This is a genomic window from Stenotrophomonas sp. YJH_SMC_130 (assembly GCF_059369035.1).
This window is the reverse complement of record NZ_JCAFSH010000001.1, coordinates 132,602-148,663: the sequence shown is the minus strand read 5'-3', so window position 1 is coordinate 148,663 and position 16,062 is coordinate 132,602. Positions and strand designations below refer to the sequence as shown.

Genomic DNA, 16,062 nt, shown 5'->3' with positions numbered 1-16,062 from the left:
TCACCGCCCGGCCAACCAACCGATCACGCCCTCGGCGGCACGCCGGCCACTGGCGTAGCACGCGGTCAGCAGGTAGCCGCCGGTGGGGGCCTCCCAGTCCAGCATTTCACCGGCGCAGAACACGCCAGGAACGGCCCGCAGCATCAGGCCATCATCCAGCGCATCCAGGCGCACGCCACCGGCGGTGCTGATCACCTCGGCCATCGGCCTTGGGCGCAGCAGGCGCAGCGGCAGGTGCTTGAGCGTGGCGGCCACAGCCGGCAGGTCGTTGCCGGCCTCCCTGCCAAGAATCTCGAACACGAGTGCGGCCTTCACCGCATCCAGACCCGCCTGGCGGCGCAGGTGCTCGCCGAAGCTTCGGCCCTTGCGCGGACGTGACAGGTCGGCCAGCAGGCGCGCCTCGTCGCGACCCGGCACCAGGTCCAGCCACAGCATTGCGTGGCCATCGCGGTTGATGGTCTCGCGCAGGTCGGCGGCCAACGCGTAGACCAGGCTGCCTTCAATGCCGTATTCGCTGGCCACGCACTCGCCTTGCAGCGACCGCGGTTGTCCAGCCAGGTCGATCCAGTGCGCGACCACCGGCCTCAATGGTGCGCCGGCATTGCGCTGGGCAAAGAACGGCGTCCAGTCCACGTCGAAGCCACAATTGGCTGACTGCAGCGGCGCGATGTCCACGCCACGCGCCTGCAGTGGCACGACCCAGGCGCCGTCGCTGCCCAGCTGCGGCCAACTGCCGCCGCCCATCGCCAGTACCGTGGCATCGGGGTGCACATCGATTTCCCCCGCCTCAGTGGCAAAGCGCAGGGCGCCGTCGTCGCTCCAGCCGATCCAACGGTGGTTGGCATGCAGGCGCACACCCTGATCCTTCAACCGGCGCACCCAGCCGCGCAGCAGCGGCGCCGCCTTGCGGTCGACCGGGAACACGCGGCCGGAGCTGCCCACATAGGTTTCCACGCCCAGGCCAGCGGCCCAGTCACGCAGTGCCTGTGCGTCGAAGCCGTCCAGCCAGCTGCCGACCACAGCGGCCTGCTCGCGGTAGCGGCTGTCGAACAACGGCCGCGGATCGGAATGGGTGAGGTTGAGCCCGCCCTTACCGGCGATCAGGAACTTGCGGCCAGGCGACCCCTTGGCCTCGTACAGGTCGACCTCCAGCCCAGCGGCACGCAGGCGTTCGGCGGCGAACAGGCCGGCCGGGCCGCCGCCAATGACGACGACCCGATGGGGCATGGCGGCATTACGGTTTGACATCGAGCAGCTCGACGTCGAACACCAGCGACGAGCCCGCCGGAATCGGGCCGACCTTGCGGTCCCCGTAACCGTAGTCCGGCGGAATCATCAGCGTGCGCTTGCCGCCGACCTTCATGCCGGCCACGCCCTCGTCCCAGCCGCGGATGACCTGGCCGGCGCCGAGCGCGAAGGTGAACGGCTCGCCGTGCTTGAAGGAGCTGTCAAAGGTCTTGCCGTGCCTGGTCTCGGTACGGTTGTCGTAGATCCAGCCGGTGTAGTGCACCGTGACCTTGCTGCCGGCGATGGCTTCGGCGCCGGTGCCGGGCACGGTATCGATCCGCTCGAAGGTGGTCAGCGTGCCGCCGGGCGGCGGGCCGGATGGTTCGGTCGAGCAGCCAGCGGCGGCGAGGGACAGCAGCAGGGGAAGCAGCAGGCGGCGCATCGGGCGTCTCCAGAAGGGCGCGGGGCGAGGGCGGCAAGGGTAGCGCATCGGCGCCGGGTATCATGGGGCCATGGCAAAACTCCTGCTCAATCTGCGCAATGTCGGCGACGACGAATATGCCGATGTCTGCACGCTGCTCGATCAGCACGGCATCGCCTGGTATCGCACCGAACCCAGCCCGTGGGGCATTTCCAATGGTGGCCTGTGGCTGCGCGACGACGCTGATCATCCGCGTGGGAAGGCGCTGATGGCGGAGTACCAGGCGGCGCGCGGCGTGCGCGTGCGGGCTGAACGCGAGCAGGCATTGCGCGAGGGGACGGCGGAGACATTTGGCAGCCTGTTCCGGCGCCGGCCGGCCTATGTGGTGCTGGTGCTGCTGGCGATGGCCGGCGCGGCGGCGCTGGTGCTGCTGCCGTTCCTGCTGTTGCGGGGGTAACGGGTTTCGGCCGGGTTGCACCCGGCACCCGCAGAGGCAACGGCAACGTCAGAAGCGGGTTTCCGTGGGATGGCGCGGCGGTGTGGGCAGGCGGGTCATGCCGTAAACCCATCTTTGGGGGCCAGATCAAACGGTCCCGCCTACCCAAACCGCCACGCTTCTGACAGTTCCCGCGATCTGAAGTTGATCCACGCCATCCGTGGATGAACGGGTAAATCTGACCCTGGGGCGGTCTGGCGCTAAAATGGCGGGATGATCGCCAATACCGCTGCCTATCATTTCGCCGTCATCGACGCTCCCCAGGCCCTGTGCGACCAGCTGCTGGCCCGTGCCGGGACGGCGCAGCTGCGCGGCACGATCCTGGTGGCCGGCGAGGGGCTGAACCTGTTCCTGGCGGGGGCGCCGGAGGCGGTCGAGGGCTTCTATGCAGCGCTGCGTGCCGATGCGCGTTTCGCCGGCATGCGGGTCAAGACCAGCCTGAGCGAGCACCAGCCGTTCGCGCGGCTGAAGGCCAAGGTCAAGGACGAGATCATCAGCTTCCGTCGCGATGACGGCCAGCCGTTGGACTATCCGCGCGCACCGTCGGTCGATCCGGCCACCGTGCAGCGTTGGCTGCGGCAGGGGCATGACGATGCCGGCAAGCCGGTGGTGATGCTCGATACCCGCAACCTGCAGGAAGTGGAGTACGGCACCTTCAAGGATGCGCTGGTGTTGCCCATCCGCAAGTTCACCGACCTGCCCGAGGCGCTGGCGCCGCATCGCGATGCGCTGCGGGACAACACCGTGGTCAGTTTCTGCACCGGCGGCATCCGCTGCGAGAAGGCCGCGCTGTGGATGGTCAATGACGGCATGGACAATGTGCTGCAGCTCGATGGCGGCATCCTCGGCTACTTCGAGGAGGTGGGTGGCGAAGGCTACGAAGGCCGCTGCTTCGTGTTCGATGAGCGCGTGGCGCTGGATGCCGAGCTGAAGCCGATGGTCGACCAGCCGCTGCCCGAACCGCGCCCCAGCGCGTTCTGACTGCATTTCTGTAGAGCCGAGCCCATGCTCGGCCGCTGTTGGTCGACGAAAGGCAGCCGAGCATGGGCTCGGCTCCACGATCCGGTGGGCGCTGAACCTGCCCTACGGGAATCAGCATCCCGCCACCGTCACTGGCCGCTGCGCCCGTCCGCCCCCATGCAGGGGTGATCCTGTGACGGAAAACCGCCTGATGATCCCGTTGTCGATCCTTGACCTGGCCCCGGTCTGCGAGGGCAGTGACACCACCGCCGCCTTCGCCAACATGCTGGAACTGGCGCAGCATGCCGATGCGCTGGGCTACCGCCGCTACTGGCTGGCCGAACACCACAACATGCCCGGCATCGCCAGTGCCGCCACCGCCGTGCTGATCGGCCATGTTGCCGGTGGCACCCGGCGCATCCGTGTCGGCGCGGGCGGCATCATGCTGCCCAATCATGCCCCGCTGCAGGTGGCCGAGCAGTTCGGAACGCTGGCCTCGCTGTATCCGGACCGCATCGACCTTGGCCTGGGCCGTGCGCCGGGCACCGATCAGCCGACCGCGCGTGCACTGCGCCGCTATTTCGATAGCGCCGACCAGTTCCCACAGGACGTGCGCGAGCTGCTGCACTACTTCGAGCCGGTCCAGCCTGGACAGGCGGTGCAGGCCGTTCCGGGGGGTGGCCTGCGGGTCCCGACCTGGATCCTCGGTTCAAGCCTGTTTGGCGCACGCATGGCCGCCTCGATGGGCCTGCCGTATGCATTCGCCTCGCATTTCGCGCCGGACGTGATGGACGAAGCGCTGGCGGTGTACCGCCGCGAATTCCGCCCCTCGGCCACGTTGAAGCAGCCGCACGCGATGCTGGCCCTGAACGTTGTTGCCAGCGACAGCGAGGCCGAGTCGCGTCGCCTGTTCACCAGCCAACAGCAGAGTTTCGTCAACCTGCGCCGCGGCCGGCCGGGCAAGATCCCGCCGCCGATCGACGACATTGAAGCCTTCTGGGAGCCGCACGAAAAGCTCGGCGTGGAACGGGCCCTGGCCTGCACTGTACTGGGCGATCCGCAGCAGGTGGCCGAGGGTATCGCCGCTTTCGTTGAGCGGCACAAGCCTGACGAGCTGATGCTCACTGCCAACCTGTATGACCACCGTGCGCGCCTGCGTTCCTTCGAGCTGGCGATGAACGCCTGGCATGGCCGCCACGCGGGCTGAACAATCGCGTCACGGCCCGTTGCGGCCGATCCGCGTCTGATGGGAGCTCCCCTTTCTGGAGTTCCCACCATGGCCGAGACCCGTGCCGAACACATTGCCCAGCTGGCTGAACTGATCAAGGACGTGGAGGTGGCGATGTTCACCACCACCGGCGTCGACGGGCGGCTCTACAGCCGGCCGTTGGCCACCCAGCAGGTCGCCTTCGACGGTGACCTGTGGTTCGTGATCACCGCCGACAGCCCGAAGGTGGCTGAGATCGCGCTCGACCCGCGCGTCAATGTGGCCTATGCCTCGCCATCGAAGAACACCTATGTGTCTGTGGCGGGGCGGGCGCGGGTTGTCGATGATCGCGCGAAGATCGAAGAGCTGTGGTCGCCGGCGATGAAGCTGTTCTTCCCCGCCGGCAAGGAAGACCCCAACCTTCGGCTGATCCACGTGCGCGCCGATAGCGCCGAATACTGGGATGGCCCGGGCACCTTGCTGGGCAAGGCATTGAACTTCGTGCTGTCGGCGGTGCAGGACGATCCGGCACCGCTGGCGGACAACGGATTCGTCGACCTTCGGTGATTGCCGCATCCACGCGTTGCGTGGATCTAGCGGATGCCGGTAGTGCCGGCCGTTGGCCGGCGACCCTGGAAACGTGGCAGCCGGTCATCGGCCGGCTCTACCGGATGCCGCTTCAGAACCAGCGCTGGAAAAGTTCCACTGTATAGCCCACCAGCTGCCCCGAACTGAAGCCGAAGAACGCGATCGCCACCAGCGCTGCGATCCAGTTGAACAGCATCAATGCACCATCGCGCTCCAGCAGCGCCAGCGAGAACAGCAGCAGCTGGAAGCCGAACAGGAAGTTGGTGAACGGAATCGGCAATGACAGCAGGATGCCCAGCAGCACCAGCAGCAGGCCGCTGAAGGCGTGCGCGGGCAGCGGTGTCAGCAACTGCGGCAGGCGAGGTTTCAGCATCCTGTCCAGCCGCCGCAACGGGCGATCGATACGGTCCAGGAAGCGGTGCATGGTGCCGCGCTTCGGCCCGCGTCGGGCAATGAAACCCGGCAGCCAGGGCCGGCGCAGGCAACACAGCATCTGCAGTCCGATCAGGACCACGAGTGGGCCGCTGACCGCACCCCCCATGCCCGGGATCGGGATGAACGAGGGCAGGATCGCCACGAACAGGAACACGCCAAACGCGCTCTGCTGCAGGTTGCTGAGGATCTGGCCAAGCGGCATGTGCTCGGCAGGATCGCCGGAGGCGAACATCTCCAGCAGGGTGCGGATGCCCTCGTTGCGGTAGGTCGGGCGCTGCGCGCCCTGGCCCTGGCCGGCCTCAGGCGGTGAGCTCATCGGCCTGCTCGTCGGATAACGTGCGCAGCAGCAGCTTGTCCACCCGCGCGCCGTCCAGGTCGACCACCTCGAAGCGCCAGCCGGCCCAGTCGAAGTACTCGCCTGCGTGCGGGATGCGGCCGAAGTAATGGATGCACATGCCGGCCAGCGTGTAGTAGTCGCCATCCTCGGCATCGGGCAGGTCGTTGCTTCCGATCAGCTCGCGCAGGTCCTCGATCGGCAGCGAGCCGTCGACCAGCAGCGAGCCGTCCTCGCGGGTCACCACCAGTGCGTCTTCATCGGCATTCTCCACCGCCTGCAGGCGGCCAACCACGGCGCCCATCAGGTCGCTGATGGTCACCAGGCCCTGGATCTCGCCGTACTCGTCCACCACCAGCGCCATCGACTGCTGCTCCTCGCGGAAGATCTCCAGCAGCTTCATCGCGTGGGTCGATTCGGACACGTACAGCGGTTCGCGCAGGGTCTGGAACAGCGCGTTGTCGCCGCGCGCCATGCGCGTGGCCAGCGATTTCAGCTCCAGCACGCCGACCACGTCCATGTCGTTGTCGCGGTACACCGGGTACCGCGAGAACTCGTGCTCGGCCATGATGTCCAGATTGCGCTCCAGCCCGGCCTGGGTGTCGAGCCAGGCAATGCGGTTGCGCGGGGTCATCAGGCTGTCGGCGGTGCGGTCGCCCAGGCGCATGACGCGGTTCATCATGTCGCGCTCGTGGGCGTCGATCACGCCAGCTTCGTGGCTCTCGGCCACCAGCATCCGGATCTCTTCTTCAGTCACCTGCGCGGCCTCGTCCTTGCCCAGGCCCAGCACCTTCAGTACCAGCTGGGTGGTCTTGGACAGGAGCCAGACGAAGGGCAGGGCCAGCCTGGCCAGCCAGCTCATCGGCATCGCGACCAGGCCGGCAATGGCCTCGGAGCGGGTAAGGGCCAGACGCTTGGGCACCAGTTCGCCGAAGATCAGCGTGATGAAGGTGATCAGCGAGACCGCCAGGGCGGTGCCCACTTCGCGCGCGTACGCAAAGCCGGGCATCAGGCCCTGCAGCCAGCCGGCGATCGCGTCGCCGATCGCATCACCACCGAGGTAGCCGGTCAGCACGCCGATCACGGTGATGCCGATCTGCACGGTGGACAGGAAGCTCTCCGGCTTCTCCGAAAGCTCCAGCGCCTTGGCGGCGCGCTTGGAGGTGGCGGCCATCTGCTTCAGGCGGCTCTTGCGCGAGGTCATGACCGACATCTCGGACATGGCGAAGAAGCCGTTCAGTAGAACCAGCGCGAAGACAATCAGGATCATTTCAAACACGGGCGTCGTCCCCGGTTGGTGGCAGGGAGGGCGGGTGCTTGCGATGGCGGCTGGCGCTCAGGAACAGGGTCCGGCGCGGCGCAGGGGGATAAGGGTCGTCGTCCATAAGGTGCGCCCGGAGGCGCGCTGGCATCTTAGCAAAGGGGCGTGGCAGGGTGGCAACCGCCTGTTCAGGTTGGGGGTCCCAGAGCCCGGAAAGGGCGCGGGGATACCCGTGATGGTCATCTAGCCGTCATAATTCGCTCTGGTGCCGTCCTTCCCGCGACGGCTGACAGGTTTCTCAATGTTCTCTCTGCAGACCATTTTCGGTTCCGGCAAACAGTTCTACACCCTGCTCGATGAGGCTGCCGTCGCGGCTTCCGATGCCGCCAAGGCGCTGCATTCCATGCTGCGCGAGGCCGACCGCCAGCCCGCGCTGGACGCCTTCAAGCTGGCCCGCCTGCGCGAACGCGCGGCCTCGGACAAGATCAGCCAGGCGCTGGTGGACAGCTTCATGACCCCGATCGAGCGCGAAGACATCGAAGCGCTGGGTTCGGCCCTGTACAAGATTCCGAAGCAGATCGAGAAGTTCGCCGATCGCTATTCGCTGGCCACGACCCACCTGGAGCACATCGACTTCGCGCCGCGCGCGGCGATGCTGGAACAGGCCGCCGGCGTGGTGGTGGAGATGGTGGCCGACCTGCGCCACATGAACCTGGACCGGATGACCGCGCTGAACGAGAAGCTGCGCTCACTGGAGAACGAGGCCGACCGCCTGATGCTCGAGCTGTACCGCGACATCTACTCCGGTCGCCTGGACAACCTGCAGATGTTCCTGCTGAAGGAATTCTTCGAGATTCTGGAAAAGGCCATCGACCGTTGCCGCGAGGCCGGCGTGGTGGCGTACCAGATCGTGTTGAAGAACAGCTGACGGACGCCGCCGCATGTTGACCCTTGTCCTGGTGGTGATCCTGGCCGCGCTCGTCTTCGAGTTCATCAACGGCTTCCACGACACTGCCAACTCCATTGCCACCGTAGTGGCGACCAAGGTGCTCTCGCCCGGCTGGGCGGTGATGCTGGCCGCCTTCATGAACCTCATCGGTGCGCTGACCGGTACGGCGGTGGCGCTGACCATCGCCTCGGGCCTGCTCAACACCAACGTGGTCGAGGTTACTCCGCAGGTGATCCTGTGCGCCCTGCTGGGCGGCATCATCTGGAACCTGATCACCTGGTGGAAGGGCCTGCCGTCCTCGTCCTCGCACGCCCTGATCGGTGGCCTCTGTGGTGCCGGCCTGGCCGCGGCCCACAACAACTGGGACGCGCTGATCTGGTCGGAGCGCCTGGGCAGCTGGGCGCAGAACAAGGGCCTGCTGTGGAAGGTGTTCGTGCCGATGATCACCTCGCCGATCGCCGGCTTCCTGCTCGGCATCGTGGTGATGGTGCTGCTGTGGGCGCTGATCGCCGGCCTGGCCAAGATCGGTGGCGCCATCGGCCGCCTGGCCCGTCCGCGCATCGTCAATGCCTTCTTCGGCAAGGCGCAGATCGCCTCGGCGGCCTACATGGGCTTCGCCCACGGCCACAACGACGCGCAGAAGACCATGGGCATCATCGCGATGACCCTGATTGGTGCCGAAGCCACCGGCGCACTGAACGATCTGCCGTCCTGGCTGGCCTTCATGCACCCGGACGCGCACGCCGGTGACGGCATCGCCATGTGGATCGTACTCACCTGTGCGGTGGTGATGGCTGCCGGTACCGCCTCGGGTGGCTGGAAGATCATCAAGACCCTGGGCCACAAGATGGTCAAGCTGCACCCGATCCACGGCTTCGCCGCAGAGACCAGCTCGGCCACCATCCTGACCCTGGCCGCCCACTTCGGCATGCCCGTCTCGACCACGCACAGCATCTCCACCGCGATCATGGGCGTCGGTTTCGCCAAGAACCCGCGCTCGCTGAAGTTCGGCGTGATCGAGCGCATCGTCTGGGCCTGGATCCTGACCATTCCCGCGGCAGGCGGCTGTGCGTACCTGATCCTGAAGCTGTTCGAGCTGTTCGGCTGGACCTGATCGCCACGCCAAGGTGCACACGAAAAAGCCCGCCGACTACCGGCGGGCTTTTTTCATGGGAGAAACAATGCTTCTGCATCAACAGCAGACGATCGACCACGCCCCACAAGCGCCCGGAAACTGTCAGCGGCGGGGTGGGGTGGGGTTGCAGGACCGTTGGCGCCATGGATGGCGCCATCGAGCCCCCATGGACGGGTTCACGGCGTGTCCTGCAACCCCACCCCACCTCGCCAGCCCTCAGGAAGCCAGCTTTTGCAGTTGCAGTTGCCGTTGCAGTCAGCGGGTGCCGGGCCGCAGGCCCGGCCGAACCCCTCAATTACGCTGGAACAGCGCCTGCACATCCTTCCGGAACGCCGCCTGGCTGTCCGCCCGGCTGTAGAACATGTGCCCGCCCGGGTAGCTCCGCACCTGCACCCGGTCCGGATTGCTGCCCATCGTCGGCATCTGGTCCACGGTCAGGATCGAACCCATGAACGGGCACGACAGGTCATTCCAGCCATGCACGATCAGCACCTGCAGGTTCGGGTCGATCGCCACGGCCTGGCGCAGCTGGGTCACCGCGCCATCGCGCAGCTCGCCATTGCGGTCCCACAGCCGGTTCACGTCGTAGTTCAGCGCCTGGTACCGCGCATCCACCTTCCAGCCGACCACGCGCGTCACGAAGTCGACCATCGCCGTGGTGGTCGGCGCAATGATGCTGTCCAGCAGCGGATCGTTGGCGCGCTGCTCCGGATCGTTCGGGAATGGATCGAACGCGGTCACGTTGGAATCGTAGCGGCTGCCCAGCGTGCCCTTGTCGCGGAACACTTCACGCAGGTAGGCCTGGGTTTCCAGCCGGCCACCGGCACGGCGCACGAACTGCGGGTCCAGCCCGGTCAGTTCGGTCACCCGGCGCAGCATTGCCTCGGTCGCCTGCGGATCGCTGCGGCCCTTCATCAACGCGGTGGCGTAGTCGCCACGGGTGTACTCCACCACGTCGCGCATCGCTGCATCGGTCAGCTTGCCCTGGCGCTCCAGGTGCGCGGCGGCGATCGACGGCAGGGTCTGCATCCACGCCATCGGCGAGACATCGGCGTTGTCTTCCAGGGTCGGGCTCAGGTACGGCGAGACCAGTACCAGGCCGTTCATCGCAACTCCCAGCCGGGTCTGCAGGTAGTGGGTGATGCGCGGGCCACGGTAGCCGCCGTAGCTCTCGCCGGTCAGGTACTTGCGCGACGCCATGCGCTGGTTGCGCAGCAGCCAGTCGTAGATCGAGCGTGACAGGTATTCGATGTCGGCGCTGGGGTTGTACAGCGCCTTCTTCGCTTCGTCGTCGCCGATGCGCGCGCGGCTGAAGCCGGTGCCGACCGGATCGATGAACACCAGATCGGTGAAGTCCAGCCAGGTGCCGGGGTTGTCGTGCAGCGTGGCCGGCGCCGACGCGCTGTCACCCTCGGAGCCGAAGGTCACCACCTTGGGCCCGATCGCGCCCATGTTGAGGTAGACCGACGATGCACCGGGGCCGCCATTGAGCGCGAAGGTCACCGGCCGGTCCTTGCCCGGCATCGTGTAGGCGGTGAACACCACGTCGGCAATCACCTTGCCCTTGGCATCGCGTACCGGCAGGGTGCCGACGGTGGCGGTGTAGTCCAGGGTGCGGCCGGCCAGGCGCATGCTCTGGCGGGCCGAGGCGTCTGCGGGCAACGCAGGTGCCTCGGTCTTGTCGTCTTTCGGATCGGGCTTGGCGTCGGCATCAGGCGCGGCCAGCACGCTGGCTGGGGCGATGAGCAGGCCGACGCAGAGCGCGGCAGTGTGCAACAGAGACTTCATGGCACCGGCTGGGCAGCGGAAGGGGATTCCGATGCTAGGCCGGTGGCGGCCCTTGCCGTATGTGTCCAAAGACATGGCCCCGGCGTTGCGGCCGCGATTGGCCAGCTTGGGTCAAGCGGGCAGGGCGGCTGCCGCTTTGTCATCGGCAAGCAGGCCGTAGACGGCCGAGTCGGCCAGTTCCCCCTGGATGCGCCAGCGCTGGCGCAGCACTCCCTCGCGGCGGAAGCCCAGGCGTTCGAGCACGTGCGCGGAGGGTGCGTTGCGCGGGTCGATCTCGGCTTCCACGCGGTGCAGGTGGAGGGTGCCGAACAGGTAGGCCAGTACCTGCTGCAGGGCCTCGTGCATGTAGCCCTGGCCCTGGCGATCCGGTGCCAGCAGGTAGCCGATCTCGGCGCGGGCTGCAGTGCGGTCCACTGCAAACACCACGCAGATGCCCAGCAGTGGACCTTCCAGTGATTCGCGCACGGCCAGCTTCAGCTGGGTACCGATGGCATGGGCTGCGAGATCATCGTCGATCTGCTCGCGCGCCTCGGCCTGTCGCGTCCAGGCCGGATGATTCCACCAGCGCATCACATCGGGATTGGACTGCAGCGTAAACAGCGCGGCGGCGTCGTCACGGCGGATCGGGCTCAGGACCAGCCGTGCACTGTGCAGCGGCAGGTCGGGGAACAGCAGCGAGTGGCTGGCCAATACGGTGGTCCACGCGGATGGACGCGCATTATGGCGCCGCCGGGTTTGCCGATGGGGGCGGAATGCCCGGGGCGGATGGGGTCGGATCCCTTTCCCGGCGGGAAACGGATCCGACCCCGCGAGGGATCAGACTTCCAGCGAAGCCAGGTCGCCCTTCGACTCCAGCCAGCCCTTGCGGTCGGACGCGCGCTTCTTGGCCAGCAGCATGTCCATCAGCGAGCGGGTCTGCTCGCCATCGTCCACGGTCAGCTGTACCAGGCGGCGCGTATCCGGGTGGATGGTCGACTCGCGCAGCTGCGGCGGATTCATCTCGCCCAGGCCCTTGAAGCGGGTCACGTTGATGGCGCCCTTGATCTTCTCGCGTTCGATCTTGTCCAGCATCGAGCGCTTTTCTTCTTCGTCCAAGGCATAGAACACCTGCTTGCCTACGTCGATGCGGAACAGCGGCGGCATCGCCACGAACACGTGGCCGGCATCGACCAGCGCCGGGAAGTGCTTCAGGAACAGCGCGGTCAGCAGCGTTGCGATGTGCAGGCCGTCGGAGTCCGCGTCGGCCAGGATGATCACCTTGCCGTAGCGCAGGCCGCTGATGTCGTCCTTCCCCGGATCGCAGCCGATGGCGATGGCCAGGTTGTGTACTTCCTCCGAGGCCAGCACGCTGTTGGACGAGACTTCCCAGGTGTTCAGGATCTTGCCACGCAGCGGCATGATCGCCTGGAAATCCTTGTCGCGGGCCTGCTTGGCGCTGCCGCCTGCCGAGTCACCTTCCACCAGGAACAGCTCGGTGCGCGACAGGTCCTGGCTGATGCAGTCTGCCAACTTGCCGGGCAGGGCCGGGCCCTGGGTGACCTTCTTGCGGACGACCAGCTTCTCGGTCTTCAGGCGCGCGCTGGCACGCTCGATGGCGATCTGCGCGATCTTCTCGCCCAGCTCCACATTCTGGTTGAGCAGCAGGCTGAAGGCATCATGGGCGGCACCTTCGATGAAGCCGGCCGCCTGGCGCGAGGACAGGCGCTCCTTGGTCTGGCCGCTGAACTGCGGGTCGGTCATCTTCAGCGACAGCACGAACGACACGCGGTCCCACACGTCTTCCGGGGCCAGCTTGACGCCACGCGGCAGCAGGTTGCGGAAGTCGCAGAACTCGCGCAGCGCCTCGGTCAGGCCGGTACGCAGGCCGTTGACGTGGGTGCCGTGCTGGGCGGTGGGGATCAGGTTGACGTAGCTTTCCTGCACCAGCTCGCCTTCCGGCAGCCAGGCCACTGCCCAGTCCACGACCTCGGTGTCCTTCTTCAGGCTGCCGACGAACAGCTCGGCCGGCAGCATCTCGCGATCGCCCAGCTCCAGCTTCAGGTAATCGCGCAGGCCGTCTTCGTAGTACCAGGTATCGACTTCACCGGTGGCTTCATCGGTCAGCTTCACAGTCAGGCCCGGGCACAGCACGGCCTTGGCGCGCAGCAGGTGCTTGAGCGCGCGCACCGCGAACTTCGGCGTATCGAAGTACTTCGGGTCCGGCCAGAAGCGCACGCGGGTACCGGTGTTCTTCTTGCCGACGCTGCCGACCACTTCCAGCGGCGTGGCACGGTCGCCGTTGCGGAAGGTGATGCGGTGTTCGGCACCGTCGCGCTTGATGTGCACCTCCACCAGGGTCGACAGCGCATTGACCACGCTGACGCCGACGCCGTGCAGGCCGCCGGAGAAGGTGTAGTTGTTGTTGCTGAACTTGCCGCCTGCGTGCAGGCGGGTGAGGATCAGCTCGACACCCGGGATCTTCTCCTCCGGATGGATGTCCACTGGCATGCCGCGGCCGTCATCGCTGACCTCCACGCTGCCGTCCTTGTACAGGGTGATCTCGATCGAACGGGCGTGGCCGGCGAGGGCTTCGTCCACCGAGTTGTCGATCACTTCCTGCGCCAGGTGGTTCGGGCGCGCGGTGTCGGTATACATGCCGGGACGGCGCTTGACCGGGTCAAGGCCGGACAGGACTTCAATATCGGCGGCGTTATAACGGGCGTTCATCTGTCTTCGAAAGCTTGGAGCGACGGGCAAGTGTGGGGTCTGGCACGGGATTTTGCACGCCTGCGGTTCAGTCTCGGCGACGCAGAGGGGGTAAAATGGCAGCCGCTGGAATCTGAACGCCGGCGCTCCGTTGGATCAGAACGTCCAAGCCATACCGCGAGGAGGACTCCATGAAGAAGTTGCTGACCATTGCGATCCTGGCCGCTGCCGCTGTTGCAGTGCCGCTGGTGGTGGCGCAGAACGCCGGCCAGTCGGCCCCGCAACAGGGTGATCAGGCCGACAAGGCCCAGGCCGAGGCCGATGCCAAGGCCAAGCGCCGGGCCCAGGCCAATGCCCAGATGAAGGCGCAGGGCCAGCCGGCCCCGCAGCAGGAAGAGGAAGAGGAAGCGCGCAAGAAGCGCTGATCCCGCGGCCTGCCAGGCGCCCTTGCGACAAGGGTTGCGCTCCGGAACGCCCCGCTCAGCGGGGCGTTTCTTTTTAGGAACGTGGCGTCAGCCTCTTGGGTTGGCGGCCATCAATCTGTAAACTATGGCTTTCCGGGAGTAAGTGCGTGTCCACCCTTTGCGAATGGGCTGGAGCGGCCAAGCGTGGCTTCCAGCAAGGCGGGTCGCAGGTGACGGTCGATTTGGCCGGCACGGCCGCCCCGACCTCGCACGATGGTTCCGGTCCGGCGCCTGCCGCCGCACGGATCCGCACCTCCCTCGCTGCTACAGCGAACCGGAAAACCCCCTCTGAGCACCATGCCCGCCCTCCGGGTGCGCGTGGTGCTGCCGTTTTCCATTTCCAGACAGGATGCTTGCAGCCATGACTCCCTTGATTTTCGTAACCGGCGGCGTGGTGTCCTCGCTCGGCAAAGGCATTGCCGCCGCGTCGCTGGCCGCCATTCTCGAAGCCCGTGGCCTGAAGGTCACGATGATGAAGCTCGACCCGTACATCAACGTCGACCCGGGCACCATGAGCCCGTTCCAGCACGGTGAGGTCTATGTCACCGACGACGGCGCGGAGACCGACCTCGACCTGGGCCACTACGAGCGCTTCGTGCGAACCCGCCTCAGCCGCAAGAACTCGGTCACCACCGGCCGCATCTACGAGAACGTGATCCGCAAGGAGCGCCGCGGCGACTACCTGGGCGCGACCGTGCAGGTCATTCCGCACATCACCGACGAGATCCGTCGCTGCATCGACGAAGCCACCGAAGGCTACGACGTGGCACTGGTCGAGATCGGCGGCACCGTGGGCGACATCGAGTCGCTGCCGTTCCTGGAGGCGATCCGCCAGGTGCGCACCGAACGTGGCCCGGAGAAGGCGCTGTTCATGCACCTCACCCTGGTGCCGTACATCGGCGCCGCCGGTGAGCTGAAGACCAAGCCGACCCAGCACTCGGTGAAGGAGCTGCGCTCGATCGGCATCCAGCCGGACGTGCTGCTGTGCCGCTCCGAGCAGGCGGTGCCGGATTCGGAGCGCCGCAAGATCGCCCAGTTCACCAACGTTTCCGAGCGTGCGGTGATCAGCGTGCCGGACGTGGACGTGCTGTACCGCATCCCGTCCGGCCTGCATGCACAGGGCCTGGACGAAATCGTGGTGAACCAGCTGAAGCTGGCCGACAAGGCCGGTCCGGTCGATCTGTCGATGTGGGAAGACGCGGTCGATGCGACCCTGCACCCGCTGGACGAAGTGACCATCGCCGTGGTCGGCAAGTACGTCGATCACCAGGACGCCTACAAGTCGGTCGGCGAAGCACTGAAGCACGGCGGCCTGCGCCAGCGCACCAAGGTCAACCTGAAGTGGCTGGAAGCACAGGACCTGGAAGGCACCGACATGGCCGCACTGGCCGATGTCGACGGCATCCTGGTGCCGGGTGGCTTCGGTGATCGTGGTTTCGAAGGCAAGGTGCTGACCTCGAAGTTCGCCCGCGAGCAGCAGGTGCCGTACTTCGGCATCTGCTACGGCATGCAGGCGGCGGTGGTCGATTACGCGCGCAACGTGGTCGGGCTGGAAGGTGCCAACAGCACCGAGAACGATCGCCAGTCGCCGAACCCGGTGATCGGCCTGATCACCGAATGGCGCACCGCCAGCGGCGATGTCGAGAAGCGTGACGACAAGAGCGACCTCGGCGGCACGATGCGCCTGGGCCTGCAGGAGCAGCGCCTGAAGCCGGGCACGCTGGCCCGCGAGCTGTACGGCAAGGACGTGGTCGCCGAGCGCCACCGCCACCGCTACGAGTTCAACAACCGCTACCGCACCCAGCTGGAAGATGCGGGCCTGGTGATCGCCGGCAAGTCGATGGACGACACCCTGGTGGAAGTGGTCGAGCTGCCGCGCGACGCCCACCCGTGGTTCCTGGCCTGCCAGGCGCACCCGGAATTCCTGTCCACGCCGCGTGACGGCCATCCGCTGTTCATCGGTTTCATCCGTGCCGCGCGCGAGCGCAAGGCCGGCGGCAAGCTGCTTTCCGAAGCGCGCGCCTGACTTGTGAATGGGGGCTTCGGCCCCCATCCTGCATGCTTCAACCCCCAGCGCACCGGCCTGTCCGGTGCTGCGGACAACAAGGAAAC

15 protein-coding genes are annotated in these 16,062 nt (G+C 66.6%); 8 read left to right on the top strand and 7 right to left on the bottom strand.

Annotation, left to right across the window (positions count from 1 at the left end; translation table 11 throughout):
- Complete coding sequence (locus tag AC5P5V_RS00740; RefSeq protein WP_134968042.1) at positions 1-1,248, bottom strand: TIGR03862 family flavoprotein; 1,248 nt, start codon at positions 1,246-1,248, stop codon at positions 1-3.
- A complete protein-coding gene (locus AC5P5V_RS00735; RefSeq protein ID WP_049414258.1) occupies positions 1,235-1,669 on the bottom strand; it encodes an FKBP-type peptidyl-prolyl cis-trans isomerase in 435 nt (144 codons plus the stop codon). The genes AC5P5V_RS00740 and AC5P5V_RS00735 overlap by 14 nt, the downstream gene beginning before the upstream one ends.
- A gap of 70 nt (positions 1,670-1,739) precedes the next feature.
- Here AC5P5V_RS00735 and AC5P5V_RS00730 point away from each other — a divergent pair, with 70 nt between their 5' ends.
- The 4 genes from AC5P5V_RS00730 to AC5P5V_RS00715 all read left to right on the top strand — a co-directional run bounded on the left by AC5P5V_RS00730 (position 1,740) and on the right by AC5P5V_RS00715 (position 4,878).
- Complete coding sequence (locus tag AC5P5V_RS00730; protein WP_231352656.1) at positions 1,740-2,105, top strand: DUF6164 family protein; 366 nt, start codon at positions 1,740-1,742, stop codon at positions 2,103-2,105.
- Positions 2,106-2,357: 252 nt separating this feature from the next.
- Positions 2,358-3,125: a sulfurtransferase gene (locus tag AC5P5V_RS00725; protein ID WP_231352657.1), complete on the top strand. Its 768-nt coding sequence runs from the start codon at positions 2,358-2,360 to the stop codon at positions 3,123-3,125.
- A gap of 190 nt (positions 3,126-3,315) precedes the next feature.
- Positions 3,316-4,311: an LLM class flavin-dependent oxidoreductase gene (locus AC5P5V_RS00720; RefSeq protein WP_111127140.1), complete on the top strand. Its 996-nt coding sequence runs from the start codon at positions 3,316-3,318 to the stop codon at positions 4,309-4,311.
- A 69-nt stretch (positions 4,312-4,380) separates the two neighbouring features.
- Positions 4,381-4,878: a pyridoxamine 5'-phosphate oxidase family protein gene (locus tag AC5P5V_RS00715; RefSeq protein ID WP_134968043.1), complete on the top strand. Its 498-nt coding sequence runs from the start codon at positions 4,381-4,383 to the stop codon at positions 4,876-4,878.
- Positions 4,879-4,990: 112 nt separating this feature from the next.
- Here AC5P5V_RS00715 and AC5P5V_RS00710 read toward each other — a convergent pair whose 3' ends face one another.
- Both AC5P5V_RS00710 and AC5P5V_RS00705 read right to left on the bottom strand, forming a co-directional pair.
- Positions 4,991-5,650: an exopolysaccharide biosynthesis protein gene (locus AC5P5V_RS00710; RefSeq protein ID WP_053501113.1), complete on the bottom strand. Its 660-nt coding sequence runs from the start codon at positions 5,648-5,650 to the stop codon at positions 4,991-4,993.
- Positions 5,634-6,938, bottom strand: coding sequence for a hemolysin family protein (locus AC5P5V_RS00705; protein WP_005416017.1), 1,305 nt, complete (start codon positions 6,936-6,938; stop codon positions 5,634-5,636). Before AC5P5V_RS00705 ends, AC5P5V_RS00710 begins: the two co-directional genes overlap by 17 nt.
- A gap of 292 nt (positions 6,939-7,230) precedes the next feature.
- Between AC5P5V_RS00705 and AC5P5V_RS00700 the strand changes: the two genes are divergently transcribed.
- Positions 7,231-7,857: a DUF47 domain-containing protein gene (locus tag AC5P5V_RS00700; RefSeq protein WP_004152833.1), complete on the top strand. Its 627-nt coding sequence runs from the start codon at positions 7,231-7,233 to the stop codon at positions 7,855-7,857.
- A 13-nt stretch (positions 7,858-7,870) separates the two neighbouring features.
- A complete protein-coding gene (locus tag AC5P5V_RS00695; protein ID WP_014646691.1) occupies positions 7,871-8,992 on the top strand; it encodes an inorganic phosphate transporter in 1,122 nt (373 codons plus the stop codon).
- A 312-nt stretch (positions 8,993-9,304) separates the two neighbouring features.
- On the opposite strand, the gene AC5P5V_RS00690 is transcribed toward AC5P5V_RS00695, so the two are convergent.
- The 3 genes from AC5P5V_RS00690 to parE form a co-directional block, all read right to left on the bottom strand.
- Positions 9,305-10,801 (bottom strand): S10 family peptidase, encoded by a 1,497-nt coding sequence (locus tag AC5P5V_RS00690; protein ID WP_134968045.1) that lies wholly within the window; start codon positions 10,799-10,801, stop codon positions 9,305-9,307.
- A 111-nt stretch (positions 10,802-10,912) separates the two neighbouring features.
- Positions 10,913-11,491: a GNAT family N-acetyltransferase gene (locus AC5P5V_RS00685; RefSeq protein WP_061478450.1), complete on the bottom strand. Its 579-nt coding sequence runs from the start codon at positions 11,489-11,491 to the stop codon at positions 10,913-10,915.
- A 126-nt stretch (positions 11,492-11,617) separates the two neighbouring features.
- Positions 11,618-13,507 carry a DNA topoisomerase IV subunit B gene (gene parE / locus AC5P5V_RS00680; RefSeq protein ID WP_061478449.1) on the bottom strand — a complete coding sequence of 630 codons (1,890 nt, stop codon included), beginning with the start codon at positions 13,505-13,507 and terminating at the stop codon, positions 11,618-11,620.
- 170 nt (positions 13,508-13,677) lie between these two features.
- Between parE and AC5P5V_RS00675 the strand changes: the two genes are divergently transcribed.
- Both AC5P5V_RS00675 and pyrG read left to right on the top strand, forming a co-directional pair.
- Positions 13,678-13,911, top strand: a complete 234-nt coding sequence (locus tag AC5P5V_RS00675; RefSeq protein ID WP_019658885.1) for a hypothetical protein — start codon at positions 13,678-13,680, stop codon at positions 13,909-13,911.
- Between the two features lie 400 nt (positions 13,912-14,311).
- Positions 14,312-15,976, top strand: a complete 1,665-nt coding sequence (gene pyrG / locus AC5P5V_RS00670; RefSeq protein WP_005416023.1) for a CTP synthase — start codon at positions 14,312-14,314, stop codon at positions 15,974-15,976.
- Positions 15,977-16,062: the final 86 nt, after the last annotated feature.

Excerpts from the sequence above, each read along its gene's own strand:
- AC5P5V_RS00690 (WP_134968045.1), bottom strand. The coding sequence starts at position 10,801 with ATGAAGTCTCTGTTGCACACTGCCGCGCTCTGCGTCGGCCTGCTCATC.
- AC5P5V_RS00715 (WP_134968043.1), top strand. The coding sequence starts at position 4,381 with ATGGCCGAGACCCGTGCCGAACACATTGCCCAGCTGGCTGAACTGATC.
- AC5P5V_RS00710 (WP_053501113.1), bottom strand. The coding sequence starts at position 5,650 with ATGAGCTCACCGCCTGAGGCCGGCCAGGGCCAGGGCGCGCAGCGCCCG.
- AC5P5V_RS00675 (WP_019658885.1), top strand. The coding sequence starts at position 13,678 with ATGAAGAAGTTGCTGACCATTGCGATCCTGGCCGCTGCCGCTGTTGCA.
- AC5P5V_RS00735 (WP_049414258.1), bottom strand. The coding sequence starts at position 1,669 with ATGCGCCGCCTGCTGCTTCCCCTGCTGCTGTCCCTCGCCGCCGCTGGC.
- parE (WP_061478449.1), bottom strand. The coding sequence starts at position 13,507 with ATGAACGCCCGTTATAACGCCGCCGATATTGAAGTCCTGTCCGGCCTT.
- AC5P5V_RS00700 (WP_004152833.1), top strand. The coding sequence starts at position 7,231 with ATGTTCTCTCTGCAGACCATTTTCGGTTCCGGCAAACAGTTCTACACC.
- AC5P5V_RS00720 (WP_111127140.1), top strand. The coding sequence starts at position 3,316 with ATGATCCCGTTGTCGATCCTTGACCTGGCCCCGGTCTGCGAGGGCAGT.
- AC5P5V_RS00705 (WP_005416017.1), bottom strand. The coding sequence starts at position 6,938 with ATGATCCTGATTGTCTTCGCGCTGGTTCTACTGAACGGCTTCTTCGCC.
- AC5P5V_RS00695 (WP_014646691.1), top strand. The coding sequence starts at position 7,871 with ATGTTGACCCTTGTCCTGGTGGTGATCCTGGCCGCGCTCGTCTTCGAG.
- pyrG (WP_005416023.1), top strand. The coding sequence starts at position 14,312 with ATGACTCCCTTGATTTTCGTAACCGGCGGCGTGGTGTCCTCGCTCGGC.
- AC5P5V_RS00725 (WP_231352657.1), top strand. The coding sequence starts at position 2,358 with ATGATCGCCAATACCGCTGCCTATCATTTCGCCGTCATCGACGCTCCC.
- AC5P5V_RS00740 (WP_134968042.1), bottom strand. The coding sequence starts at position 1,248 with ATGTCAAACCGTAATGCCGCCATGCCCCATCGGGTCGTCGTCATTGGC.
- AC5P5V_RS00730 (WP_231352656.1), top strand. The coding sequence starts at position 1,740 with ATGGCAAAACTCCTGCTCAATCTGCGCAATGTCGGCGACGACGAATAT.